Origin of the sequence: Fontisphaera persica (genome assembly GCF_024832785.1) — a bacterium.
GTDB lineage: Bacteria > Verrucomicrobiota > Verrucomicrobiia > Limisphaerales > Fontisphaeraceae > Fontisphaera > Fontisphaera persica.
This window is the reverse complement of the sequence record NZ_CP116615.1, coordinates 95,568-121,714: the sequence shown is the minus strand read 5'-3', so window position 1 is coordinate 121,714 and position 26,147 is coordinate 95,568. Positions and strand designations below refer to the sequence as shown.

Genomic DNA, 26,147 nt, shown 5'->3' with positions numbered 1-26,147 from the left:
TTGGGGAAACCCTTGGAAAACCCCATGGCCCCATCAGCGAGCGCACTTAATAACCATCCAATAATATCTCCGGAGAAAGCGGGAATCGGGGCGGTGCATCAAAAAAGTCCATGTCCACGCGGTTTCGTTCCAAATTGAATTGCAGACTCTGAAACATGGCGGATTGAAACGTCGTCCGGTCAAAATATGGCCCGGAGGCCGTCAATTGGCGCTCTGCCCAACCTTCCACGCGCATCGTCAAACGCCCCCCTCCGTGCAGAAAAGCCCTTACCAGGCTGGCCTCGGCTTGGGCTGGGGGCAGGTTTGAGACCACCGGCGCGGCAAAATCAATCCCGGCCACCCGTTCCAGCGGCAGAGGCAATTCTCCAAAATCAGCCTGGACCAGAAGCACGCCCTCACGCAGTCCCTTCACCCGGCCGGCGATGCGGTCCTTGTTGAGCAGGCGGATGACTTCCTGCCCGGCAGCCGGCAGCACCTCCGGCAGACGGTCAATCTGGCCGTCCCAGGTCGTCACCCGCAGGTTGCTGAGGCGCACCTGTTGGGCCATGCCGCCCAGGTGAAATCCCAGACCACGCCCCAAGCCATCCAGGCTGGAAATATCGAGCCACTGGCGCAGGAGCACGTCATTGGCATAAACGGCGATGGTTTTATTGGGAACATCGGTCCGGATGGCCAGGCGGACGCTCCGGATACCCTCAGGCAGTTCGGTCGTACCCAAAGGCATGTTGTTGCCGGTGCGGGTGGCCCGGGCAAGCTGCACGTTGCGGGGCGAAACCTGCAGCATGTAGGCGTTGCCGTCAGGAGACCCAATGCGGTCGGTGTAAAACCAGACCGTCAAATAAAAAGAGCCCTGCCAGGCAAGGTCGAATTCAATGCACGATACCGGCGGCAAATCAAGCTGGCGCCCCAGGAATCCGGCGTTAATCCCATAAAACGCGCCATTGTAATAGTGCCAGCCGTTGACCATGAAACGGGCTTGCGGGCTGGTGAAGGCCGCTGCCCAGCCACCATTGATAAAATCGGTGCGCACCCCGCTTTGATTGGTCCAGCCTTCCAGACCGTCGGGGCCTTCATATAGGACCTGGTAACGGGAAAGCCCGGTTTGCAGCGAAGCCAGCCCCTGCCGTTGCAGCCGCAGGTCCCCTGCGTACCACGTGCGCAACACCACCATGCGCTCATCCATCTCGCGCAATTCACCACGGATTTCATCGCCATTGACCAGCCGCACCATGGCATCAGAACGGTGGACGGGGAGAGGCTGGGTCCGGGCGAGACGCACTTTGTACACCCCCTGAGGTTTGATGGTTAAAACTGGTTCATGGGAGGCGTGCTGCCATCGCAGGCCGTTGGTGTCCATGCCAAGGAGGCGCCCCCGCAATACATCGCCACTGAGAAATTCCAATAAATCCTGGTCGCCCTGCAGAGTGCCCGGAATGGCAGCAGCCGCCTGCCCCCGGACAGACCCCACTACCCACCCCAGGAGGCAGAAGGCCAAAGCAATGCGGCAAATGAACGCCATATCGCCCCAATGTAACGGCCCAACGCCCAGGACGCAATCCACCATGTAACTCAAGGTGATGCCTGCCCCCGAGCTCAGCCACCGTCCAGGGGGCCGCCCCCCTTTCCCAAACCTGAATCATTCCCCAAACTGAACCGAAATGCCCATGGGCTCGAGGAATTTCTGAAGGCTTGCCCGGGCACGTTGATCAGCCTCTGCTAATATGCCGTATTCCCGGGCCGCGCGGCGCATGTCATGCAGAGCTTGCTGGCGGGCCAACTCCGGCAGTTGTGCGTCGAATCTCCGGAGAAAACCGGTTTTATGCTCAATCAATTGTGTGCGTTGTTCATCCAGATAAACGTCCGTAATTTGACTGGAAGGCAGACGCAAAATCAGATTGGTACCGCGCCATTTCATGTCTTTTTCGGTAATCTGCGATAAATCCACCCCTGCTTTGACCACCCCATGCGCCACCAAAATCACCCGATTGTCACCGGCCAGCAAGGCCAGTTTGCCCGTGGGCGGATCCTCCAGCACCACCACTTTTTCCAGGCGTTGCTCCACGGTCACCAAATGGTTCAGGGTCTGAATGTTGCGCAGGAAAACAGCGGTGTTGCGCGGCACAGGGCGCTGTCCCTGCTGGTACCAGCGGACCATCAGCAATCCCGCCACCAATAAGAACATGGATAGAATCACCAGCACCAATCCCGCGATGATGAAGCGCGTTTTCCACATGTCCCCAATCTAACTCATCCCCGCAGGGAGGGTGGAGAAAAAAGGAATCCGGCAAAACAGTTGCGCATCCGGCCTTAAACCGTTAGATTGCTGGGTGTCAAGCACGCCGAGGATGGCGCAGGACGGTGGCAAGCAACCGTTCTGCGCCGGCGTGGGCATGTGCCAGTGGTCATGAATGGATTGACACCCAGCGAAGAGACCCAACTGCTGCAGACCATCGAAATGTTCGAGGTCATCACGCAGTCCCAGCCGCATGATTACCAGTCTCTGGAAATCCTGAAAGAGGCGTATTCCAAACTGGGCCGGGCCAAAGAGGCGGTCAACACCGCCAAGCGCATTGCCGAGGCCTACATGCAACTGGGCCAGCTCTCTTCCGCGATTCTCGAATACGAGACCATCCTCCAGCAATACCCGGATGACCCGGACGTGCGCCGAGCGCTGGCCGAAATCGAAAACAAGGCCGCCAGCATGACCGCCAGCCCGATGCCGCTGGAGGCCGAAGCCGCCCGCCCCTCCGCAACGGCCAGACCAGGGGCTGAGGTCAAGGTGGACGATGGCCGGGACCTGATGCACAAGCTCTTTGTGGAAGGCAAGCACATCACGGCGGGCGACTTCGAACTTTGCTGGGTCACTCCCCCGCCCGCCCCCGGCAAAATCGTGGACCCTTTCCTTCAGGTGCTCCACGACAAAAATATCCTCCCGCTGGACAAATCCATGCGCCTTCTCTGTGACAAATCCGGCGTGGCCTTTCTGCCCCTGGACCGCTATGACGTGGACGTGGAGCTGGCCCGTAAATTCCCGCGCGACACCTGCCAGCGCTGGTGCGTGCTGCCCATTGACCGCATGAGCAAATCGCTGATGGTGGCCACCTGTAATCCCTTCAACAAACAGGCGGCCAAGGAAATCACCGAGGCCAGCAAGGACAAAGACCGCATCATCTGGTACATTTCCCCACCCCAGGAACTCATCCGCGTCATCAAGAAGATTTTCAAATAACCTCGCAAACCGCCTATGCCTCCGGTCAACAAGCCCTTTGGCGAACGCATCGCAGATGCCATGATTGAAGATGGCCTGCTGACCAGCGCGCAGGTGGACGAGCTGCTGGCCAAACAGAAGAAAGAGGGCAAACGCTTCCTGAACCTCGTCATTGACGAAAAACTGGTCACCGACCAGGACCTCGTCGTCTGCATGGGACGCGTGTTGAACACCCCGCCGGTGAATCTGGCGCGCGTAGGCATCGAAAGGGACGTGGCCGACCTGGTGCCGGTGGACATGGCCCGCAACCACAAGGTGGTGCCGGTTTCCCGCCTGGGCAACAAGCTCTACCTGGCCATGGCCGACCCGCTCAATGTGCTGGCCAAGGACGATGTCAAGCGCGTCACCAAAATGGAGGTGGCCCCGCTGATTGCGCCGGAGAAGGCCATTCTGGACAAAATCGCGGCCATCGAGTCCGGCAAGGGCGCCACCCTGGCCGAAATTGTCTCCCAAACCGCCGAAGCCGCCGAGGCGGAAGTTACCGAAGACGCCGAGAGCCTCGAAGTCGCCAAGGAAACCCAGGAGGAAATCTCGCTGGACCAGATGGCCGAATCAGGCAGCGAAGCCCCGGTCATCAAGCTGGCCAACATCATTCTAGTGCAGGCCATCAAAGACCGCGTCAGCGACATTCACATCGAGCCTTTCGAGAAAATGGTGAAGCTGCGCTATCGGATTGATGGCGCGCTCATCGAGCAGCCGCCCATCGCCAAGGCGATGCAGATTCCGCTCACCTCGCGCATCAAAATCATGAGCAACCTTGACATCGCCGAGCGCCGCCTGCCCCAGGACGGCCGCATGCGCGTCAAGGTGGGCGGCCGGGACATTGACCTGCGCGTCTCCTTCCTTCCCACCGTGCACGGCGAAAAGTGCGTGCTCCGCGTGCTCGACAAGTCCAACCTCTCCGCCAGCATGGACAAACTCGGGCTGGACGAGGACAGCTACCGGCGGCTCAAAGCCGCGGTGGACGCGCCCCACGGCTTGATCCTGGTCACCGGCCCCACCGGCTCCGGCAAAACCACCACACTCTATTCCTGCCTCAATGAGCTGAACAATCCCGATTACAACATCGTGACGGTGGAAGACCCCGTGGAATTTCAAATCCCCGGCATCAACCAGGTGCCGGTGAAGAAGGAAATCGGCCTGACCTTCGCCGCGGCGCTGCGCTCCATCCTGCGCCAGGACCCGGATATCGTGATGATTGGCGAAATCCGCGACGAGGAAACCGCTGAAATTGCCGTGGAAGCCGCCCTCACCGGCCACCAGGTCCTCAGCACCATGCACTGCAACGACGCCCCGGGCGCCATCGCGCGTCTGGATGACATGGGCATCGCGCCCTTCTTGATTTCTTCGGCGGTCATCCTTTCCTGCGCCCAGCGCCTCATGCGGCGCATCTGCAACGTCTGCAAGGAAAAGGTGGAATACCCGCCGCGCATGTTCCAGGACTTGGGCATTGCACCGGACTTCTTTGCGGGGGTGGATTTGTTCCGCGGGCGCGGTTGCGACCGGTGTAAAAACACCGGTTACGCCGGCCGCTGCGCCATCATCGAAATCATGACGGTGACGGACGAAATCCGCAAACTCATCATTAAACGCGCCAGCTCCATGGAAATTGCCAAGGTCGCCATGGAACAAGGCATGCGCAGCCTCCGCCAGGTGGCCTTGGACAAAGTCCGCGCCGGCATTTCCACGCTCGAGCAAACCCTCGTCGTTACCGCCGGTCATTAAGGCCAGCCCGCTGGCCGGTATTAAAATGTCAGGCGCACGGCAGGCTCCCGCGCCCGGCCCTACCGTGCACCCGTCACCCCTTCACTTCACCACCTGACCCCGTGGCTTGCCTCGCCCCAGCCCCCCCGGCACGCCCTCCACCTCAAGGTTGTACCCGCAAGACCCTGTAGAAGCGCCGCTCTGTGACAGCAGCCGCATCCTGGTATTCCCAATGCCCTCCGCCTGCTTCCGCAGCCTGGCCCAGGTCAAACCATTGCCGCAAATCTGTCGAGTATTGCACCCGATAGTGGAATCCAGGCAGGGCCATCACGCGCACCATGGGACCGCTGGGACCGCGGGTCAGCCCCACGATTTGCGGGTGGGTGACCGTATCATTCCGGAGTGCCAGGTTTTGGATGCGCAGGTCCCAGGCCCCCGCCACATCCGCGGCGGCATAGACCTGAATGTTGGTCAAATAACCGGCCAGCGCCCATTGTTCACTGCCATCAGTGAAAAAGGTGTTGCCGCTGGCCGGCGCCAAATCCACCCGGTCCGCGGCCTGCGTCAGGGGATAGTACGAATCACCGCCATCCGCCAGAAAGCCCAGCGTGACCATCCGGAAAGTGCGGTTGGTATCCCCGACCAACTGCCCCTGCTCCACCACCAAATCCAGCGTGCCGTCGGCGCGCCGGGCCACCAAGGTTTGCACGCGCGAGCCGGGCTGCGCGATGCCCGTAATCAACGTGCCCGAGCGCGTATAAGTCATGGGTGGGTTGGTGGGCTGATAGCTGAACCACAGGCCGCTGACCTGCGGGAACTGGCCCGGGGTGGCGCCCGGCGCCGTGGCGGCGACGGACCACTCGATGGTATCGCGCAATTGTTGCGCCGTCAGCGTCAACAAGCTCAGGCCATTGTTGAACCGCAGCGCATTCTCAATATCGAGCTGCGAAATCGCCCCGGCCGGCTTGCCCACAGTCGGATTGGCCAAAGGCGGGCCATAGAACGCCCCGCCGCCATAGCCGACCACGGCCCCAATCGAATCCCGAATACCGCCGCCGTTTTTAAGCGAGATCGAAACCGTGGGATCCGCCATGCGCCCCCGCCACAGGTTGGCGTCGGCGGTCAAATTGCCCAGGTTGGACTCCTCCGTCCGCACAAACTGCCGCAAGCCATTCAAATAGACAAGCGTGCGTCCGAAGAACAAACCGTCCTTGGCATTGATGATTGCTCCCAGATTGGTCGCCACATTTAATACAGTGGGATGCGGCGGCATATTGCCCGTGGCGGCGATGCCCTGTTCGTCCGTGGCATACACCCCGCTGGCCGGGTCATAACTCGTAATGACGCCCTCCTCATTGAATCGCACAATGAAGCGTCCCACATAACGGTAGTTGGCCCCGGCGTTCACCACCGCCACCGGCTGGCCCAGCGTGCTGTTAAACCACACGGGGTAATTGGTGGCCGCCACGTCCCCCGGCCGCAACCGGTCTTCAGGTTTGGCAAAGACCGCGTGGGAGCCGCCGGCAATGACCACGTCCACATCGCGCAGTTGTTGAGCCAGCGCAAATTCATTGGCGTATTGCTGCAGGTGGGCCAGCACAATGACCTTGTTCACCCCCAGCGGCAACAGCGCGTCCACCGCCCCCTGCACCGCCCCCACCAGGTTGGTGTCCACCTGAATGTTGCCCGGCGAGGATATCGCCCGCAGGTCCGGCGTGGTCACCCCCACCAGGCCGATGAGTTGCCCGCCCACCATGACCACACAAGACCGCGCCACCCGGTTGCTGAGCGCCGTGTTGAGCTGCCCATCGGCCGCCACCAGACTGGCCATGCTGCTGTCGGTGGCAAAGTTCAAATTGGCGCTGAGATAAGGGAAGAGGGTCCCCGCGTAATTCACGGCCGCATCACGCAGAATCAGGCTTCGCACCTGCGGCGTGCCGGCATCAAACTCGTGATTGCCAAATGCCGAAGCCTGGAAGCCCATCGCGTTGAACATGACGATGTCACCCCGGCCGGCCACCCCGTTGAAGCCTGCAGCCGGATCCCCGGCAGCGTTGAAGAAGGGACCGGGAATGTAGTTGTCCCCAGACGACACAATCAGCGTGTTGGTGGGATACTGCGCCTTAAGCCCGTTGAGCACGGCGCTGAAGGCGGGCGCGTCAAAAATGGCATTCAAACTCGCCTCGAAATCGCTGCCATGCAGAATTTGCACGGTCAGCGGCGGGGAGGCGGTGTTTTTGCGCGCGGTAATATAAACCGGCGCGGAAGTGGTGTTCAGACCCAGGTTATCGGTGACCACCGCCCAATAAATGAAATCACCCAGGGCATGATTGGTATAGCTGGTCTGATAGGGCGCCGCGGTGTTGGTGCGCACGGCGGTGCCATTGCGGTAAAACACCACGCGAGAAATCCACCCGTCCACATCCTGGACATCAGCCACCAAGGTGAAGTTCACCGGCGCGTTGGTGGGAACCACCGAAGGCGTGGTGCGCAACGCCACCAGCGGGGGCAGGTTACTCGTCACCATTTCCACCTGATAAACCCCCGAGGTGGCGGCGGCTCCGCTATGGTCATACGCCACTGCCGTCACGGCAAAAATGCCGTTATTGGTCAAGTTCACTGCCAGCTCAAAAGGATAAGCAGTATCTTCCGCCACCTTTTCCAATCCTCGATAAAACTCGACACGCATGATTTTGCCATCCTGGTCATAAGCGTTGGCGGTGAGCTTGAAGGCCACCGGCCCGGCCAGCACCGCATTGGTGGGGCCTGCCAACACCACCCCCGGCGCCAGATTGGGCGGCGCGCCAGCCCCGTAGGTGGGCAGCGTGACCCGATAAGCCAGCGCCAGGGTGTCCATGCCCACTTCATTGGTCCCCACCACCTCGCCATTGTGATAGACCACCGGCGCCTTGAAGTCATTGTCACTGATGATAAGCAACAGATAGTCGTCCGGGCGCTGGCCTTCCAACAGGGGCACCAGCGTCAGGCTTTCGATTTTTTCTGGAATCGTATTGGTGTCATGCGGCGCCCGCGCGTTCAGTCCAAATTTTCCCAATTGCTGCTCGTCCAGCAAATCCACCAAATCCATGCGCGCCACCGGCTTGATGGTGGAAGGCAACCCGCTGGCCGGCAGGGACAACTGCCCGGGCGCGCCCAGCTCGAGGTTGTAGGGCGAATCAATGATATTGGTGGCGCCCTCCAACGAGGCCAGCACCACCCGCTTGTACGTCGGCACTGTCAAAACATTGGTGCCGGTCAATCCCTGGCCGATTTGGTCGCGTTCCAGCACCAGAAACTCTTTGTGGTTCAACGCCAGGATTTCGCTGACCGGCGTATGCCGGTTGGTCTGGGCGCTGCCATTGAGCGTGAGGGTATAGATGTACATCGCCAAAGCCTGTCCGTAGGTGGGCGAGCCCTCTTCAGCATCAAACACCACCACCCGCGTGTTGCGCCCGCCCGTGCCGCCGCCGGCATCTTGAATGGTGGGGCTTTGCAATATGGCAAACAAACGTTTGCCGTCCGGCGTCATGCTCAATCCCTCCAGCCCGCGGTTGTTACGCCGCCCGCTGGTGGGCGCCGTCACCGCCGTGAAAAAGTTGGTGCGCGGAAACGTCGGCCCCACCTTTGGCAACAAGGAAGGTGGAATCTGAAAATGCATCTCGTATTGGCCCTCCGCCGAAAACCGATAGATGAACGGCCCATATTCATCGCTGATGTAGAAGCGCCCATCCGGCAGTCGCACCAGACCTTCGCCATCCAGACTGCGGCGCCCCTGCCCCAGGCTGTTTGGCGCGGATTGGGGGTGAGTAATCACATTGGTGTCGTTGGCATCAAAGCCGGTGTAATGGTTGGTGCCTTCGTACCTTAAAAAAATCAGCCCCGTGTTCACCAGGGAGATCTGGTCCTGCGGCGCCGGGCCAGGCCCCTCGTAGGGCGTAATGCTCAGGCTGAACGTTAGAATGCGGGTCAGGTAGTTCTGCGTGCCATCGCCAAATCCACGGTCCGGCAGCGCATACAACGTGCCGCGCAACGTCCGGCCTTCCTGCACCAGCGAACCCCAATCAAAATGGGTGGCGGAACCAAAGCCGCCCAGCGAGTCCAGTCCGGCGCCGCGCACGTCAAACGCATCGCCTGGTACTCTGCCTACGGCTACCAGGCCGAGGTTGGTGAAACCAGTGAACTGTGCCGCGCAAGGCAGGGCCGCCAGCACCAGCCATGTCATGAGCCAGGGAATGAGTCTGCGTTTCATAGTCATTTTCACGCTTTGGTTATGGATGTTCGGGCAAGGCAGATGACTGGACGCTTCCGCTCATCCGCCACGCGCCGAAACTCTCTCAAGTGCATGGCAACGGATTGGCAAATGCGTCACAGGAAGGTGATAACGAGAAAAGCGGTATCAGGAAGCGGCCTTGCAATAGCGCGCCAATTGCAACATCCAGTTGGCAAATCCAATGCGCGCGCGTCCCCATTCCGGGCGTCATGTCCGCCCGTTTCACCAGGCGGCCGCACCATTGACCCCGCCCGCCCAGCTTGTTAGCGTCCGCGCGTGCGCAACAACGAACCTCAACCTGCCGCCACCCTCCCCGGCAAGGCCCACCCCGACGCGGCCTTGCGACAAGCTTATGCGCGGATGCGCGCCCACTTCGGGCACCAACACTGGTGGCCGGGGGAAACACCCTTTGAGGTTTGCGTGGGAGCCATCCTGACGCAAAACACCGCCTGGTCCAACGTGGAGCGCGCCATGGCCAATCTCAAACAAGCCGTACCACTGGAGCCGTCATCATTGTTGGCCCTGCCCCCGGACCGCCTGGCGCAGTTCATTCGCCCCGCTGGTTACTTCAACCTCAAAACCAAACGGTTGCGGGCGTTTTTGGAGGTGCTCGTCCGCGATTATGGTGGCGATTTAACCCGCCTGTTTGCTGGCAGCACCGCCACGGTGCGCGCCCGGCTGTTGTCCATTTACGGCATCGGCCGCGAAACCGCCGACAGCATGCTGCTTTATGCCGGCAGCCATCTCAGCTTTGTGGTGGACGCCTACACCAAGCGCATTTTTATCCGCCACGCCTGGTGGCAGCCTCCCCGCCCCCACCGGCACCACGGCAAAACGCAAACGGCCGAAGAGTACGAATCCCTCAAGGCCCTCTGTGAAAATGCGCTGAGTCATGGGCCGGAAAAGGAGCGCCTGGATTTGTGGCAGGACTACCACGCCCAACTGGTCATGGTGGGGAAACATTATTGTCTGGCGCAAACCCCGCGCTGCGACCAATGCCCCCTGCGCGAATTTTTACCCGGCGGAAAACCCCGGCCGTTAAAATGATATGGTCGGCTCGTCATAAAAATCTCACCCGTTTTTGAGAACTCCAACTTTTCCTGCCCCCAATTTTCCTCCATATTCATCCCCATGCATATCCATGCCCTCTTTCATTCCCTGGGTGCGCGCCGGGCATTCCCGCTTGGCCTGGCAGCGATGCTTCTTGCCCCTGGCTTGCCCGCGCGAGATTGGCACGTGGCCGCCGGCGCACGAGCAGGAGACGGCAGCGCCGAACGCCCCTTGGGCAGCCTGCCGGAGGCCGTGGCGGCCGCACGGCAGATGCCCGGCCCACACCGGATTTTGGTGCACAGCGGCCTCTACTACAACGTGGCCGTCACGCTGGGTCCGCAGGATGCCGGGTTGGTGGTGGAAGGCGCCGGCCAAACTCCTCCCCTGCTCTACGGCGGCATCCGGCTCACCAATTGGCAGCCGGACGGCAAGTTCCAGGCCGCACCGCTGCCGCCCTCACCCAGCGGCCGACCTTGGGAAATCCGGCTTCTGCTGGTCAATGGCGAAGCCCGGCCCCGGGCGCGCTATCCCTCCACCGGTGCGTTGCCGCATGAAAGCGTTTTCAAAGTGCCTTGGATGTCCACCACCGGCGGCGGCTGGCAACGCCCGCCCACCGAAGAAGAACTGACCACCCTCCAATACCGCAAGGGAGACGTCGGCAACTGGCTGGAAACAGGCAACGCGGAAATCACCGTCTATCACATGTGGGATGAATCCTGCGTGGGCATTGCCGCGCATGACCCCACCAACCGCATTTTGAAATTGTCCCCGAAAACCGGCCATCCGCCCGGGGCGTTTGGCGTGCAAAAATACGTGTTGTGGAACATCGAGCAAGGCATGCTGACCCCGGGCAACTGGTACCATGACCGCGCGCGCCACCGGGTGGTCTATTGGCCCAAACCAGGCGAAACCATGGCCCAACTGGAGGTGGTGGCCCCCACCCAAACCACCATCATCAGCCTGCGGGGTGAACGGGATAAACCAGTCCGCGGCGTGGTATTGCGGCGCCTGGCGCTCAGCGCCACCACGGTGCCGCTGATTTCCGGTGGCTTTGCGGCGGAAGCCTTCCCCGGCGCCATTCAACTGCAACACGTGGAGCAATGCACCATGGACAGCTTGAAAATTGCCGGCGTGGCCGGCCACGCCATCAAGAGCGGCGGCCTCACGCGCGAGGTGCGCGTGGAAAATTGCGAGATTACCGACTGCGGCGCCGGCGGGGTGTATGTGGGCGGCGAACGCTCAGTCATCCTCAACAATCATATCCACGGCATTGGCCGCGCCTATCCCAGCGCCATTGGCATCTACCGCGGCGGACGCCAGAACCGCGTCGCCCATAACGAAGTGCATGACTGCTCCTACTCCGCCATCAATTACGGCGGCCTCTCCAACCTGGTGGAAAACAACCTGATTTATGATTGCATGAAAGTGCTGCACGATGGCGCAGCCATTTACATGTTTGCGGCCTCCAACTGCGTGCTGCGCGGCAATCTGGCGCGGGACATTGTGGACACCGGCGGCTATGGCGCCTCCGCCTACTACCTGGATGAACGCAGCTCCGGTTGCGTGGTGGAGTCGAACGTCGCCATTCGCGTCCATTGGCCCTCACATAATCACATGGCCACCAACAACACCATCCGCCAAAACCTCTTCATGGTCCTGGGTGATGCCAAAATCACTTTTCCCCGCTCCACCGGCTTCACCCTCGAGCGCAATGTGCTATACGCCACCGGCAAAATCCGCGTGGAGGGTATGCAAGCCGTGACCACGTGGAGCAACAACTTGTTTTTCGCCGAGAGCGGCCGCTACGAATGGGTGACCCTCGAACAGTACACCGCGCGGCAAACCGCCACCCAGCCGCCCCCGGGCGTCTCCACCAACCGCCCCCTGCTCCAGAACCTCTGGCAGCCCAACGCCCGCTTTTACCCGCAATCCCCCGCCCATGCCCTGGGCATTGGCGCAGTGGATGTCTCCCGGGCGGGACGCCTTCCCCGCGGCGATTACGGCCGCTAAAAAATGGCTGCCGCTGTTTTTCGCTGTTGCACTTTTTTCGTGCATTAGCATATTCGGCGCATGGCTATTCAACCATTGCTGACCATTGACCTGCCCGGTGTCAAAAAACTGAAAAGCGGCAAAGTACGCGAGGTGTTTGACCTGGGTGAACACCTGCTTTTCGTGGCCACCGACCGCATCTCCGCCTTCGATGTCATCATGCCCAACGGCATCCCCCGCAAGGGCGAAGTACTCACCCAATTGTCGCATTTCTGGTTTGACCAGACCGAGTCGCTGGTGCCCAACCACCGGGTGTTGCGCGCGGGCGACCCGCTGCCGACCTCGCTGGCCGCTTATGCGCCCCAGTTGGAGCGGCGCAGCATGATTGTCAAAAAGGCCAAACCGCTGGCCATTGAATGCGTCGTGCGCGGCTATCTGGCCGGCTCCGGCTGGAAGGAGTACAAGGCTTCGCGCACCGTCTGCGGCATCCCTCTCCCGGCGGGACTGCAGGAATCAAGCGAGCTGCCCGAACCGATTTTCACCCCCGCCACCAAGGCCGAAACCGGCCATGACGAAAACATTTCTTTCGAGCAGGCCGCTCAAATCGTGGGCCGTGAAATCGCTGAAAAAGTACGGGACCTGAGCCTGAAGATTTACACCCACGCCCGCGCCTACGCCCGCCAGCGGGGCATCATTATTGCCGACACCAAGTTTGAGTTTGGCCTGTACGAAGGCCAGCTAATCTTGATTGATGAAGTGCTCACCCCGGATTCCTCCCGCTTCTGGCCGGCGGACCAGTATCAACCGGGCCGCGGCCAGCCCAGCTTTGACAAGCAATTCGTCCGGGACTACCTCGAAACCCTCGACTGGGACAAAACCCCGCCCGGCCCCATGTTGCCGCCCGAGGTGGTCGAGAAAACCCAGGCCAAATACCTGGAAGCCTACCGCCGCCTGACGGGCCGCGAGCTCTAAAATCCCTGCCCTGCCCGCCAGGGTCCCCGCCGCCATGCAAGCGCTGGTTGAAGATTTTCTCATGCACCTGCGCTTGGAGCGCGGCATGGCCGAGCATACCCAGCGCACCTATGCCGCACTCCTGGGCGCTTTCGTCAACTGGGCCGAAAAGGAGGGCCTGGGTGACTGGCGTCAGGTCAAGCTGCCCGACTTGATGCGTTATCTGGAGCACGAGCGCTCCCGGCCCCTCCATACCGAACCCAAAGACTCGCCGCGCCGGCTGGCGCCGGAAAGTGTGTACCTGGCCATTGCCGCCCTGCGCGCCTTTTATCGCTGGGCCGAGCAGGAAAAACACCTGCCCGCCAACATCACTGAATCCCTGTCGCTGCCCCGCCGCTGGCAACGGCTGCCCAAGGCCTTGTCGGATGCGGAAATTGAGCGTCTGCTGAAAGCGCCGGCGGAGCCGGCCAGTCCCCGCGCCCTGTGTGACCACGCCATTCTGGAACTGGCCTATGCCTGCGGCCTGCGTCGCGCCGAATTATGCGCCCTCCGCCTCGAGCAGCTCCATTTGGAGGCCGGTTTTATCAACGTCATCGGCAAGGGCAACAAAGAGCGGGTGGTGCCAGTAGGCGAGATGGCCATCGCTGCCCTGCAAAACTACCTCCACCGCGGGCGCCCGGAGCTGGTCACCCCCAAATCCCCCGGCCAGGTGTTTCTGACCCAGCGCGGGACCGCCTTTTCCCCCATCACCCTGTGGTGGCGCATCCGGCAATGCGTGCGCCGGGCGGGCATTCAGCGGCGCATCACGCCCCACATGCTGCGCCACAGTTTTGCCACTCACCTGCTGGAACATGGCGCGGATTTGCGTGTCATTCAGGAATTATTGGGCCACGCCCACATCGCCACCACCGAGGTTTATACGCACGTCGCCGCCAGCAAACTGCGGGAGATTCACCGCCGCTTCCACCCGCGCGCCTGAGCGGCAATCCCCCGCCTCAGCCCAGCTTCAAAAAATTGCCCACCAGCCGGCGGCCCTCCTCGGTGAGAATGCTTTCGGGATGAAACTGCACCCCCCAGATGGGATATTCCTTATGCCGCACCCCCATAATTTCGCCCTCGTCCGACTCCGCCGTGATTTCCAGACAATCCGGCAGCGAGGACCGCTCAATCACCAGTGAATGGTAGCGCGTGGCGCGGAAGGGATTGGGCATGCCCTCAAATAAATCGCGCCCATTGTGATGAATGGGTGACACCTTGCCGTGCATCATCCGGTAATTCACAATAACCCGCGCCCCAAAGGTGTGGCCAATGCACTGGTGCCCCAGGCACACTCCAAACAACGGTATTTTCGGCCCAAACGTGCGGATGATGTCGTTGGACAGGCCGGCCTCCCGCGGCGAGCAGGGGCCGGGGGAAATCAGGATGCGCTCGGGCTTTAATTCTGCGACCTCGTCCAGGGTAATCTGGTCATTGCGCACAATGCGCATCGGCACCTTCATTTCCCCCAGGTATTGCACCAGGTTGAACGTGAACGAATCGTAATTGTCTATGACCAGCATCATGCCGCCTGCTCCGTCCGCCTCAAGCTTAGTGGAGGAACGCCCCCCGCGCAACGGTGGAGTGCATGCGGTCTGGGTCCCGGGCCGCCAAACGGCATCCTTGCCAAGCACGCCCGGTTTTTGTTAACTGCCCGTGCATGGCGCAACAACAAACGCTAAAAAAATCCGCGTCGTTCTCCGGCATCGGCCTCCACAGCGGCAACCGGGTGAACATGACCTTTTTGCCCGCTCCCGGCAACACCGGCATTCGCTTCCGGCGGGTGGATTTGGAAGGCCGGCCGGAAATTGAGGCCCGCCTCGAGCAGGTGAGCGATACCCTGCGCTCCACCACCCTTGCCAAGGGCAATGCCAAGGTGCACACGGTGGAGCATGTGCTGGCCGCCTTTGCCGGCTGCGGCGTGGACAATGCCATTGTAGAACTGGACGCCAACGAGCCGCCGATTGCCGATGGCAGCGCGCGCGAGTACGTGCGGATGATTCATGAGGCCGGCCTCGCGCCCCAACCCGAGCAGCGCGATCCTTACCGCCTGGCAGCGCCCATCGAGTTGCAACTGGGGGACACCTTCATGGCGGCCTTTCCCCACGACACCTTCAAAATCACCTGCACCAGCGCCGATAAACACGGGCGCTTCACCCAGTATTACAGCGTGGAAATCACCCCGGAAACCTGGGAAAAGGAACTGGCCCACGCCCGCACCTTTTGTTTCTTCGAGGAAATTGAGCTGCTGTTCAAAAACGGATTAATCAAGGGCGGCAGCCTCGAAAATGCGGTCATCATCCGGGACGACGCCGTGCTGACCAATGAGCCGCTGCGCTACACTAACGAATTTGTGCGGCACAAAATGCTGGATATTGTGGGTGACCTGGCCCTGCTGGGCCGCCCCTTGCTGGCGCACATCGTCGCCGTCAAGCCCAGCCACGCCGCCAATAACGAGCTGGGCAAGGCCATCCTGGCCCAGATGCGCAAGCCCTTGCAGGCCGTGCAGACGTTCACCCCCCCGCCGCCCGAGGCGGAAAAGGAAAAACCCGCCCCCGCCGCGCGCAAGGAAAAGGAGGCGCCGGCAGAAAAGGCCGGGCCTTCCCCCGATTTGGTCAAGGATGGCGCCACCCTGGATGTGATGCAGGTGATGCAAATCCTCCCGCACCGGCACCCGTTTTTGATGGTGGACAAGGTCATCAAAATCGAAGGCAACCGCGTCGTGGGCGTGAAAAATGTGAGCATCGGCGAGTTCTATTTTGAAGGCCATTTCCCCGGGCACCCCATCATGCCGGGCGTGTTGCAACTGGAGGCCATGGCCCAGGTGGCCGGCATCCTGATGATGCGCCAGGCCGAAAACATCGGCAAACTCGCCTATTTCATGTCCGCCGAGAATGTCAAATGGCGCAAACCAGTGCGCCCCGGCGATGTCCTCACCATTGACGTGGAAGTGCTGAAAATGCGCGGCAAAATCGGCAAGGCCAAAGGCACCTGCCTGGTGGACGGCGACGTCGTGAGCGAGGCCGAAGTCACCTTCATGTTGGTGGACAACAAATAAACCCCAGGGCATTCCGCCGCCTATCCGCAACAACTGCATGAACCATGCCTTCACATCAGCGTGCCCGGGGAAAGCCTGCCCCCCGCGGCCACGCAGCTTTTTACGGGCATTGCTTTTACCATGATTCATCCCACCGCCATTATTCATCCCAAAGCCAAAATTGGCGCTGACTGCCACATTGGACCTTATTGCATCATCGGCGAACACGTGGAACTGGGCGACGGTTGCTACCTGCACAGCCACGTGGTGCTGGATGGCCGGATTACCCTGGGACGCAACAACGAAATCTTTCCCTTCGCCTCGCTGGGATTAAAAACCCAAGACCTCAAATGGAAGGGCGGCGCCACCTACACCCGCATCGGCGACCACAACACCTTCCGCGAGTACGTCACCGTCCATAGCGCCACCGGCGACGGCGAGACCACCGTCATCGGCTCTCACAATCACATTCTCGCCTACTGCCACATTGCCCACAACGTCACTTTGGGCAATCACATCATCATGAGCAACGTGGCCACGCTGGCCGGACACGTAACCGTCGAGGACCATGCCGTCATCGGCGGCCTGGCTGCGGTGCACCAGTTCTGTCGCATCGGCCGCATGGCCATCATTGGCGGCTGCTCGAAGGTGGTGCAGGACATCCCGCCCTACATGCTGGCCGACGGCAACCCCGCCGTGGCGCGCACCATCAACAAGGTGGGCATGGAGCGCAACGGCGTATCCGAGGAAGCCCAAAGCGCCCTCAAAAAGGCCTACAAGATTTTGTGCCGGGAAGGATTGACGGTCTCCAATGCGCTGGAGAAAATTGAAAAAGAGTTGCCGCCTTTGCCGGAAATAGCGCATTTGGTGGCGTTTGTGCGTGCCAGCGAAAGGGGCATCGCGCGGCCTTGAGGCCGGCGAGTGCGCCCCAGCCGCCACCCCTCCGCGCCTGAGCGGCCGGAGGCCCGCCGTTTTATGAAGGCGATGGTCTGGTTTCCCATCGAACGCCGTGAACTGCTGGTGTTCAGCCGGCGGCCAGCCACTTATTCTCGGCGCTTGCTGGTCCCCGTGGCGGTGCTCTGCGTAGTCTTTCTTATTTTTAGAAGTGAGGGGGCGAGGTTGGATCAGCACGAACAGGGCATGTACATCTTTCACACCACGGCCTGGATCACCTTCTTTTACGCCCTGCTCAGCGGCTTTGTCCTAACCTCCGACTGCCTGAGCAAGGAAAAACGGGAGCATACGCTGGGGTTGTTGTTCTTAACTGATCTGCGCAGTTTCGACATTGTGCTGGGCAAACTCGTCTCCCATTCCATCGTGGCCTTGAGCGGTTTGGTGGCCACCCTCCCGCTCCTGATGCTGCCAGTCTTAATGGGCGGCATCACCTTTCGACAAGTGTGGCAAATGGCCGCCACCTTGTTGTGCACCATGCTGCTGTCTTTGGCCGCAGGTCTCTTTGCTTCGTCTCTCTTCCGCAATGGCCGTGTAGCCACCGGTCTGGCCTTGTTCCTGCTTGTATTTCTTTGCCTTGGCGGACTCTTATTGCAGGGCATCGCTACCAATCCATACGATCCCCCACAGCCGCACTCTTGCTGCTCCAGGCCGGCGAGTTGTTAATGATGTGCAGTCCCTTGGTCGCGATGGGATTCGCCTACCCTGGCCTCATAGCGTTTCGGGGCGCTTTTCCTTTTAAACCCACATGGGAAATGGTGGTGCTGACGCAAATGGGCCTGACGGCCTTCTTTATTATTTCAGCTTGTTTTTTACCAGCCGTCTGTGGCAGGAACGGCCAGCCCGCCCATCTTCGCTGGGGACCCGGTTGCGGCATTGGTTGTTGTTTGGCCCGGCACAGTATCGCCAGCGTGTTCACCAACGCTGGTTTGCCCAGGCCCCCTGGTTTGGATAATTGTCCGCCCGTGGTACAAGAATATTGTCATTTGGGCCACCGTGAGCATTTTCGCCGTGTTTTTGCCATAGCGCTCTGGTTGGAAGGTCCAGATTCGAGTCTCGACTTTGCTTGGATGGCATGGATGGCCCTGGCGTTATTCAAAATTACGCTGGCTATTGAAAGCGCGCAAGGACTGGCCCGCGAGCCCGTCTGGAAGAAATGGAGCCCCTCCTCGGCACGCCATTGCAGACCTCCCATTATCTCGCCAGTCACTGGCAGGCCTTGCGGGTTCTGTTTGCCAAGCCCTTGTTGGCGCTGGTGGCGCTGGTGCTGTTCATGTTTTATTTTAGCGACACCGCCGGGGACTGGAGAGAATCCCTTCCCTCGCAGCGGTGGCACTTTGGGTTGCTTTTTGGCGGATTGTTGTTCATGGGCTTGCTGGATTGCTGGGCATTGGGGTGGGTCGGGCTGTGGCAGGGACTGTGCAGCCGCCGTCAGTTAAATGGCGGTTTGCACGCGATCATTTTGATATTAGGGGTGCCTTGGACTCTAGCGTCGTTTTTATACCTGGCCCTGCTCTGGATCGCTTACCTCCACCAGCAACCACTACCACGAGTGGAATTGCTTTATTCCTTATTATTTTTCTTTAGCTTACCTGCCAGCATCGTGCTGGGACTGCATGGCCGCCAGCAGGTAAGGCAAAATTTCCGCACCCTCGCCCTGCAACATCGTCATGGCGAAGCACCCCTGCCTTGGTGGATGGATCTGTTTTCGCTGCTGCAAAAGCTGCCAAGCCATCCCCCAAAACTGCACATCCTCCACCCATTGAGCGTATGCAATCTGGGAGGCGGCGCTTCGCGCCAACAGCCCAAGTTGCCGCCGAAGGGAAACCATCGCCGCGTTCTGCCTTTAAGTATTACTGTTTCTGAATGTCCACGGCATGACGCACCGGCAAGGTCACCCAAAACCACGCGCCCTCTCCCACCCGCCCCCGGGCGGTGATTTCACCGCCATGACGCTCGGCAATTTTGCGGCAAATGGCCAACCCCACGCCCGCCCCTTCGTAGTCGCCGCGCCCGTGCAAACGCTGAAACACGCCAAAAATGCGTTCGGCATATTTGTCATCAAACCCAATGCCATTGTCCTGCACGCAAATCTGGCATAGGGAGGTCTCCGGCGGATAATCGGCCAGCAAGGCAGCCGAAACCCCGTGCGCCGCACCTTCGGCGGCGGTGAACACTTTGGCGGTCACCTGCACTTCCGGCGGCACGCCGGGGCGGTGAAACTTCAGGGCATTCCCCAGCAGGTTCTGCAACAACTGCCGCATTTGCATGGGATCCGCCTGGATTTCCGGCAGTTCGCCCACGGTGATGCGGGCATTGGTTTGCTCGATGCGAATTTCCAAGTCCCCCAGCACCTCGCGGGCAATATCCGCGAGTTTCACCATTTCAAACGGCCTGGCCTTGGTGGTAATCCGCGAATAGGCCAGCAGCGCCTCGATGAGCATCTGCATCCGCACCGCGGCATTCTGCATGCGGGCCAGATAATCCCTGCCCTCGGGAGTCAACGCGTCGCCACACTTGGCTTGGAGGCGGTCGCCAAAGGCCCGGACCTTGCGCAGCGGCTCCTGCAAATCGTGCGAGGCCACATACGCAAACTCCTGCAACTCCCGGTTGTTTTGGGCCAGGCGGCGGGCGTATTCATGCAGGCGGGCCTCGGCCAGCTTGCGGTCGGTGATGTCCGTGAACAGTCCCACCAGGCCAATCACCTGGCCCGTGGCGTCAATCACCGGCGCCTTGACCACCTCCACAATGCGCTCGCGGCCCATCGCCACATTGCGCTCCTCCAGGGTCGCCGGTTTGCGCTCCTGCATCACCCGCATGTCATCCGCCCGATATTTCTCCGCCAAATCCCGCGGGAAAAAGTCGAAGTCATTGCGCCCCACCACTTCCTCGGGCTTCTTGCCCAAATCCGCCGCAAAGGCGGCATTGACCCCGCGAAAAACAAGCTGGCGGTCTTTGTAAAACACGCGCTGCGGCAGGCTGGCCAGCAGCGTGCGGTTCAGCTCCTCACTTTCACGCAAGGCCGCCTCACGCTGGGAGGCCAGGGCAACAAATTGGCGCAAATCGCGAAACACCAGCCACCAGAATACCGTCAGCACCGCCATGCCGGCGGCCAGGAGCAAAATCGTCTGGTTGCTCTGCTGCAGGCGATGCTGCCATTGTTGTTGGTGGTGGGCGGCCAAGGTATCCCGCAGCCGGTGCCACGCCAGATTATACGCCTGCAACTGGTGTTGATACTCGTCGCCGGCCAGCAACCGCTGAGCCGTCTCCACCGCGCCCTGGCGGGCCAATTCCATGGCCTGCTTCTCCACCGTGGTCAGCCGGCGGACAGGAATTTGCCGGTACAGCCAGGGCATCCGCCGGGAAACCTCCGCCAGGCGCTGGGCCGCCTCGTTTTCACGCCCATTGTAAGCTTCCACCGCAGCTGCGCTGCCGCGTAAAACCGCAAAACAGGCCATTTGGCTCAGCTCATGATTCAAGTGCTGCAGGTCCGCCACCAGCGCCGTCTCACCCTGCAGGCTCTCGGCCAGCTCCCGATTCAAACGCGCCTCCCGGTTGAGATTCCACAGGGCCGCCAGCAGCAACGCCACCGAGCAACCCGCCGCAGCCAGGAGAAGACGGCGCGGAAATTCCCGTGCCATCAGGGTTTTTTCTGCTGTCATACCCATGCCCGCCATGCGCCTCCTCCTCTCCGCTCCCCCACTCAACGTCCCTTTTCGCGCCAATCCGGCCGTGGCATTTTCACAAACCTCTCGTACACTTTGTCAATCTCCGCCGCCTCGGGGATGCCCGCGTGGATATACAGACCGTATCGCAGCTCCAGCGGGGTTTCAGAGGTAATCACCCGCTCTCCGCCGAAGGTGGCTGCGGCGCCCATCCAGCCGTCATCGCGCACATGAAAAGGCGTGGGATGGCTGAAGTTGGACGGATGGTCCATCAAGGTGATTCCCTCCCGGGCCGTGTCCGTGACGGCGCCGGAATAATCCACCCACCGCGCCGGTTTACGAAAACACCCGGCTTCATTTACCCCGCCGGCGGAATTACGCATCAGGCCGCCGCCATCGCGCACGCCCAGGGTTTTGGCCATGCGCACGCCTACAAAGCCGAAGGCTGTCTGCCCCAGGGTGACGGGATTTTTGACCGGCTCGAAGCGCAGGTCCAACACCAACAACCATTCACCACGGCCCAGAAGTTGCACGGTAATCCGGCGGCGCTCGCTAAGCAGCGGCAGGCCGCCGGAGCGCCATTCATTCCTTACGACGGCATACGCCGTTTCGGCGCCGTCCTCCAGGCGTTCCACGGCCAGGTGCACAATCTGATTGGTGGCGACATCTTCCCAAAAATTCGCGCCATTCACATTTTGATGCGACACCCAGACCGAGTTGTGATGCTTGTGCGATTGCGGGTCCCGCGGATGCCCCATGCGCGTCAGCGAGCGGCCCGCAGGACCGTTGACGGGATACAGAAAGGGGCGTGGCACATGCTGGGCGTAATAGTAGCGGGTCAGCTCGCGGCCTTGAAATTCAAAACTGATTTGCTCCAACGGCAGCGGCAGCGCCTGCAAGGCAGGCACCGGTTTGGCCGACGGCAGCGCCACCTGCCCCGCCGCCGGCTGCATCCACAGCGCCAAACTCCATCCCAAGACCAGCTTCCTGAGCGCAGCCCTTGCGGGTGCTCGCTCGCCTTCACATTTTTGCCGCATATTGTGTGGCCTCCATGCGCTTGAGCGCATCGTCCAATTCCCGCTGAGTTTCGGGCATCATAGGCTGGCCACCGTAATGGGTCAGGCAAAAAGTTTGGGTGATGCGGACCGCCTCGGCATAATCCGGCAACCGGGCGCCCGCCAGGGTCTCCAGAAATTCCAGAGGAGTTTGATGCGGCTGCCGGCGCAGTCCCCGCCGGGCCAGCAACCGCAACATGCGCCCGTAGTAATGGCCCGCCAGGGCACGGGCGCATTCAGCGTCTTGGGCCGCCGCCCGCCGCCAGCCCCGCCAGCTCCGGCGCTGCCAGAAGCGCAGGCACAACAGGCTTCCCACCGCCAGCGCCACCCCACCCCAGAGCCAGCCGCCACTGCGGCGAAGCCACGTCTGCACAGTCGCGTAGGCCGTTTGCCAGGCCTGCGCCAGGGTGTCCACCAGGGCATTCTGGCTGGCCCGGTCAAAATTCACCACATGGGCATACCAAGCAAAGTCCAGCGCTTCGAGCCAGTCGCTCCATGCCGAGGGTGGCGGCAGTGTGGACGCTGGGGTGGCATCAAAACGCTCCCAACCGCGCTCGGGAAACCAGGCCTCCGTCCAGGCATGCGCGTCGCGCAGGCGGATGTCATACCAGCCGGAAAGAGGATTCCGTGTGCGCGGCAGGTATCCAATCACCACCCGGCTGGGGATGCCCTGGACCCGCAGCAACTGGGCCAGGGCCGCGGCAAACCGCTCACAATGCCCGCGCCGCTGTTGAAATAAAAAATCCTCCAACGCATTCAAGCGATTTAACTCCGGCGCGCCCAAATCATAGGTGTAATGGGTCTCCAGGTGTTTCTCCAACAACCGCGCCTGTTGGTACGCATTCGTCTCGCCCGCCAGCACGGCATCCAGCCACTCGCGCAGGCGGGGCGAAGGCGGCGGATGCCACAGCAAGGCGGTCCTGTCCGCCGGACGCAACGCCCGCCACGGCGCCGGCCGCCGTATCCAGTACGTGCAAAAATTGTTTTGTCGAGTAAAGACCACATCCGTTTCCACCATGCCCTGCCGCGTCTCGTAAGCCCGGTGGAAAAACGTGCCCTGCAGGCGGAGCACATGGCCGTCCACCGGCAGCACGCGCCCCAGAAATGCCGGATTTTTAATGCGCAACTGGCGCTCGAGCGCACTGGCTGGCAGGTCCTCGGGTCCGCCGGCCTCAATCAACCGCCAGCGATAATCCTCCGTGGAAATCCGCCAGCGCTGGCCGTCAAAATGTGCCAGGGTGTAACAGCGCAAATATCCCAATTGCTCGCCCCGGATTTGAAATAATATCCGCTGTCCGCCGCCGCCCGCCCGGCTCGCAGGGTCCATCACGGTGTCCAACAAGGTGGTCTCATCGCCCGCGCGGCCAATCCGCCAGCGCATCCCGCCACTCATCCATCCACGGGGAAAAAGGAGAAACAACCCCACCATCACCAGCGCAATCAGCACGGCATCACGGCCCAGCAGACGCGCCGGCGGGCGGGAATAAGACGGAGCCAGGCCCCCCTCCGCCGCCAGCTCCGCCAGGGCCCGCGGCACACACCACACGGCCGCCGCCACCACGGCCAGGAAACGGTAATCGAAAAGAAAGGTGCACGCCACCGCCAGGTGAAACAGCGCAATTAACAGCGAAAACCATTGCTCCCGCCGATTGAGCGGGCGCAGCAGCCGTCCAAGCTGAAGAAAAGCGAGGCCATGCCCAATGGCAAAATGGGCGCTATATCCCAGCCAGCGCGCCACCGTGTGCCCCACAAAAGCCCCGCCCACCAGCAACAGCGCCTCCCCCGCCGGCCCGAGGTGAATAGGACGCCGCCCCGCCCGGAGACAGAAGCCCCAAAGCAGCGCATACAAACCGGGCATGACCCAATCGTTCCACGTCAGGCCCATGCAGAGCAGCCCAAGCAATACGAGCTGGTTGCGCGCGGATTTCATGCGGCCGGGGTCAGACAATCTTCGCCATACTCCCACACCAAAGCGCCGGGCAGGGGCGGCCATTGCCGGGCGGGGGCTGGCACGCACACGGTCACCACCCGGCGCCGCTCCACCCACTCGTTCACAGCGTGCACGACGGCCTCATTGACCGTGGTAACCACCAGCACCAGCGCGCTGCGCGGCGAGATTTTGGCGGCAGCCTCCTGCAAATGAAGCGGCGTCAATCCGCCAGGGGTCAACGGCAAACGCGCCAGGGCGTCCAGCAGCTCATGCCCATCGGAAAAAGGCGGCACCAATTCCACCTGCTCCGTGCCCAATGCAATCCATTCGGCATGATGCCCCTCGTCCAGGGCCGCAAACAACAGCGAACCCGCCGCGCGCACGCAGGCATCGGCCGCCTCCCGGCTGCCGGAATGGCCGGGGTCCACCAACACCGCAATGCGGCCCGCCAGTTCTTCCTCATACGTCTTGACCATCAGCCCCAGCCCTTTGGCGCTGGAAGGCCAGTGAATTTGCTTGAAGGCATCGCCGGCCTGCAGGGGACGCACGCCGGCAAAATGCGTCCCGCTGGCAATGCGGCGTGATCCGCGATGCTTGCCGCCCACCATGGCATCGTAGCCGGCCGCCACCGGAGACTCCGCCGGATAAAGCGCGGGGAAAACCACCAATTCACCGGCAAGGGACAAACGCCGGCGGGCACGGACCAGGCCGAAGGGATGCGCCGTTTGCAGTTGGACCTCTTTCCAATGATAGACCCCGCGGCGCGCCAGGGAAAATTGGGGGACGACATGCCGTTTCTCACCCGCTGCCAGCGAGGCCACCTCAAACAACATGCCTGCGGGATGAACCGCCTGAATCAAGGAAACCGGGTACCGGCCGGTGTGGTGGACCACCCACGGCTCGGTGGGCACCCGTTTTTCCTCCGCGTGACTGACCGGCGGCGCCACCAACTGCAAGTGCCGCAAAGTCTGCCACGCGCGCAGCGCGTTGACCGCCAGGCACCCCAGCACCAGCCCGGACAACAACACCAGCAGCCCGGACTGCGAGGTCATGGCCGCCAGCGCAAAGGCCAGCGCGGCCAACCCCATGAGCGCACCTGTGGAAGTCAACCGCATGTTGAGGACTTCGCTGCCGCCCGCCATCCTAGACCGGGACGGGCACAGCCTCCAGAATCCGCTCCACCACCGCCGGAGCGCCCAGCGGCACGGCCCGGGTGCCTTTGCGCACAATCAACCGGTGGGGCAGCACCACCCGCGCCGCCTCCTTCACATCATCGGGCAACACATAATTGCGCCCCGCCAGCAGGGCAAGGGCCTGGCTGTACGCCTGCATGTCCAGGCTGCCGCGCGGACTGGCCCCGTGTTCCAAAGCCTCGTGCTGGCGGGTGGCATTGACGATGTCCACGATGTAACCCGCCAGGGATTCCTCCACCCGCACCTCGCGCACCGCCGCTTGAATGACCGTCAGCCCATAACAATCCAACACGGGCGTCACGCGCTCCAGCGGCTCAAAGGTTTGCTGTTCCCGCAACATGCGCACCTCGGCGGCACGCTCCAGGTAACCAATGCTCAGCCGCGCCATGAAGCGGTCCATCTGCGCAAACGGCAGCGGATAAGTGCCCTCCAGTTCAATGGGATTTTGCGTGGCGATAACAAAGAAGGGAGTCTGCAGCGGGTAAAGCACCCCGTCCACCGTCACATGCCCCTCCTCCATCGCCTCCAACAGGCTGCTTTGTGTGCGCGGCGTGGCCCGGTTGATTTCGTCGCCCAGCAGAATGTTGGTGAATACCGGCCCGCGCCGAAACGTGAACTCGTGCCGCTCCGGCGCAAATACGGTCACCCCGGTAATGTCCGAAGGCAGCAAATCCGCCGTGAACTGGATGCGCTTGAACTCAGCAGCCAGCGAGCGGGCCAGCGCTTTGGCCAGCAGCGTTTTGCCCACGCCCGGCACATCCTCAATCAACACATGCCCACCGGCAATCAAGGTCAGCACGGCGCGGCTCACCACCTCCTCCTTCCCCAAAAAAGCCTGGCTGACACTCTGGACCAGTTGGCGGACCGTTTCAGTGTGCGTCCCAGGTCGGGCGCGCGGGGAATCACTGGTGGCGGTGCGCGTGGCCGCCCCCCATGCCGCGGATGCAGGTTGTGTGCTCAAGATATTTACCAATCGCCGGGTTAAGGTAACATGAAACAGGCCGATTGAAAAATGCCAAAACCACCGCCCTGCCCAAAACGGCGAGGG

Annotated in this window: 18 protein-coding genes and 2 pseudogenes; 10 read left to right on the top strand and 10 right to left on the bottom strand. The window is 61.4% G+C overall.

Going from position 1 to position 26,147, the window contains the following annotated elements; all coding sequences use genetic code 11:
- Positions 1 to 46: 46 nt before the first annotated feature.
- A complete protein-coding gene (locus NXS98_RS00500; RefSeq protein WP_283846496.1) occupies positions 47 to 1,519 on the bottom strand; it encodes a hypothetical protein in 1,473 nt (490 codons plus the stop codon).
- Between the two features lie 117 nt (positions 1,520 to 1,636).
- Entirely contained in the window at positions 1,637 to 2,233 is a 597-nt protein-coding gene (locus NXS98_RS00495; protein WP_283846495.1) for a DUF4230 domain-containing protein, read from the bottom strand.
- 171 nt (positions 2,234 to 2,404) lie between these two features.
- Here NXS98_RS00495 and NXS98_RS00490 point away from each other — a divergent pair, with 171 nt between their 5' ends.
- Positions 2,405 to 3,229, top strand: coding sequence for a tetratricopeptide repeat protein (locus NXS98_RS00490; RefSeq protein ID WP_283846494.1), 825 nt, complete (start codon positions 2,405 to 2,407; stop codon positions 3,227 to 3,229).
- Between the two features lie 15 nt (positions 3,230 to 3,244).
- On the top strand, positions 3,245 to 4,993 hold the full coding sequence (locus tag NXS98_RS00485; protein ID WP_283846493.1) for a GspE/PulE family protein: 1,749 nt from the start codon (positions 3,245 to 3,247) through the stop codon (positions 4,991 to 4,993).
- Positions 4,994 to 5,135: 142 nt separating this feature from the next.
- Here NXS98_RS00485 and NXS98_RS00480 read toward each other — a convergent pair whose 3' ends face one another.
- Positions 5,136 to 9,221: an esterase-like activity of phytase family protein gene (locus NXS98_RS00480; protein ID WP_283846492.1), complete on the bottom strand. Its 4,086-nt coding sequence runs from the start codon at positions 9,219 to 9,221 to the stop codon at positions 5,136 to 5,138.
- A gap of 297 nt (positions 9,222 to 9,518) precedes the next feature.
- Between NXS98_RS00480 and NXS98_RS00475 the strand changes: the two genes are divergently transcribed.
- The 4 genes from NXS98_RS00475 to NXS98_RS00460 all read left to right on the top strand — a co-directional run bounded on the left by NXS98_RS00475 (position 9,519) and on the right by NXS98_RS00460 (position 14,211).
- Positions 9,519 to 10,289 (top strand): endonuclease III domain-containing protein, encoded by a 771-nt coding sequence (locus NXS98_RS00475; RefSeq protein WP_283846491.1) that lies wholly within the window; start codon positions 9,519 to 9,521, stop codon positions 10,287 to 10,289.
- A 168-nt stretch (positions 10,290 to 10,457) separates the two neighbouring features.
- On the top strand, positions 10,458 to 12,302 hold the full coding sequence (locus NXS98_RS00470) for a right-handed parallel beta-helix repeat-containing protein (protein WP_283846490.1): 1,845 nt from the start codon (positions 10,458 to 10,460) through the stop codon (positions 12,300 to 12,302).
- 60 nt (positions 12,303 to 12,362) lie between these two features.
- Positions 12,363 to 13,253: a phosphoribosylaminoimidazolesuccinocarboxamide synthase gene (locus NXS98_RS00465; protein ID WP_283846489.1), complete on the top strand. Its 891-nt coding sequence runs from the start codon at positions 12,363 to 12,365 to the stop codon at positions 13,251 to 13,253.
- Between the two features lie 34 nt (positions 13,254 to 13,287).
- The gene (locus NXS98_RS00460; RefSeq protein ID WP_283846488.1) at positions 13,288 to 14,211 is read left to right on the top strand and encodes a tyrosine recombinase; all 924 of its coding nucleotides are present in this window, start codon (positions 13,288 to 13,290) and stop codon (positions 14,209 to 14,211) included.
- A 16-nt stretch (positions 14,212 to 14,227) separates the two neighbouring features.
- On the opposite strand, the gene NXS98_RS00455 is transcribed toward NXS98_RS00460, so the two are convergent.
- On the bottom strand, positions 14,228 to 14,794 hold the full coding sequence (locus NXS98_RS00455) for an anthranilate synthase component II (protein WP_283846487.1): 567 nt from the start codon (positions 14,792 to 14,794) through the stop codon (positions 14,228 to 14,230).
- A gap of 134 nt (positions 14,795 to 14,928) precedes the next feature.
- On the opposite strand from NXS98_RS00455, the gene lpxC reads away from it, so the two are divergent.
- The 4 genes from lpxC (at position 14,929) to NXS98_RS00435 (ending at position 19,195) form a co-directional block, all read left to right on the top strand.
- Positions 14,929 to 16,326 carry a UDP-3-O-acyl-N-acetylglucosamine deacetylase gene (lpxC, locus tag NXS98_RS00450; RefSeq protein ID WP_283846486.1) on the top strand — a complete coding sequence of 466 codons (1,398 nt, stop codon included), beginning with the start codon at positions 14,929 to 14,931 and terminating at the stop codon, positions 16,324 to 16,326.
- A 120-nt stretch (positions 16,327 to 16,446) separates the two neighbouring features.
- The gene (gene lpxA / locus NXS98_RS00445; RefSeq protein ID WP_283846485.1) at positions 16,447 to 17,217 is read left to right on the top strand and encodes an acyl-ACP--UDP-N-acetylglucosamine O-acyltransferase; all 771 of its coding nucleotides are present in this window, start codon (positions 16,447 to 16,449) and stop codon (positions 17,215 to 17,217) included.
- Positions 17,218 to 17,280: 63 nt separating this feature from the next.
- Positions 17,281 to 17,922: an ABC transporter permease gene (locus NXS98_RS00440; protein WP_283846484.1), complete on the top strand. Its 642-nt coding sequence runs from the start codon at positions 17,281 to 17,283 to the stop codon at positions 17,920 to 17,922.
- A gap of 577 nt (positions 17,923 to 18,499) precedes the next feature.
- Entirely contained in the window at positions 18,500 to 19,195 is a 696-nt protein-coding gene (locus tag NXS98_RS00435) for a hypothetical protein (RefSeq protein WP_283846483.1), read from the top strand.
- On the opposite strand, the pseudogene NXS98_RS17835 reads toward NXS98_RS00435, so the two are convergent.
- The 6 genes and pseudogenes from NXS98_RS17835 to NXS98_RS00410 all read right to left on the bottom strand — a co-directional run.
- Positions 19,110 to 19,916, bottom strand: a pseudogene (locus tag NXS98_RS17835) (sensor histidine kinase); the annotation flags it as partial. The gene NXS98_RS00435 and the pseudogene NXS98_RS17835 overlap by 86 nt on opposite strands.
- Before the next feature lie 12 nt (positions 19,917 to 19,928).
- Positions 19,929 to 20,360, bottom strand: a pseudogene (locus NXS98_RS17830) (PAS domain-containing protein); the annotation flags it as partial.
- Between the two features lie 599 nt (positions 20,361 to 20,959).
- Positions 20,960 to 21,958 carry a DUF6807 domain-containing protein gene (locus NXS98_RS00425; protein ID WP_283846481.1) on the bottom strand — a complete coding sequence of 333 codons (999 nt, stop codon included), beginning with the start codon at positions 21,956 to 21,958 and terminating at the stop codon, positions 20,960 to 20,962.
- On the bottom strand, positions 21,942 to 23,906 hold the full coding sequence (locus NXS98_RS00420; RefSeq protein WP_283846480.1) for a transglutaminase TgpA family protein: 1,965 nt from the start codon (positions 23,904 to 23,906) through the stop codon (positions 21,942 to 21,944). The genes NXS98_RS00425 and NXS98_RS00420 overlap by 17 nt, the downstream gene beginning before the upstream one ends.
- Positions 23,903 to 25,021 carry a DUF58 domain-containing protein gene (locus NXS98_RS00415; RefSeq protein ID WP_283846479.1) on the bottom strand — a complete coding sequence of 373 codons (1,119 nt, stop codon included), beginning with the start codon at positions 25,019 to 25,021 and terminating at the stop codon, positions 23,903 to 23,905. Before NXS98_RS00415 ends, NXS98_RS00420 begins: the two co-directional genes overlap by 4 nt.
- Positions 25,022 to 25,049: 28 nt before the next feature.
- Positions 25,050 to 26,060 carry an AAA family ATPase gene (locus tag NXS98_RS00410; protein ID WP_283846478.1) on the bottom strand — a complete coding sequence of 337 codons (1,011 nt, stop codon included), beginning with the start codon at positions 26,058 to 26,060 and terminating at the stop codon, positions 25,050 to 25,052.
- Positions 26,061 to 26,147 lie beyond the last annotated feature (87 nt).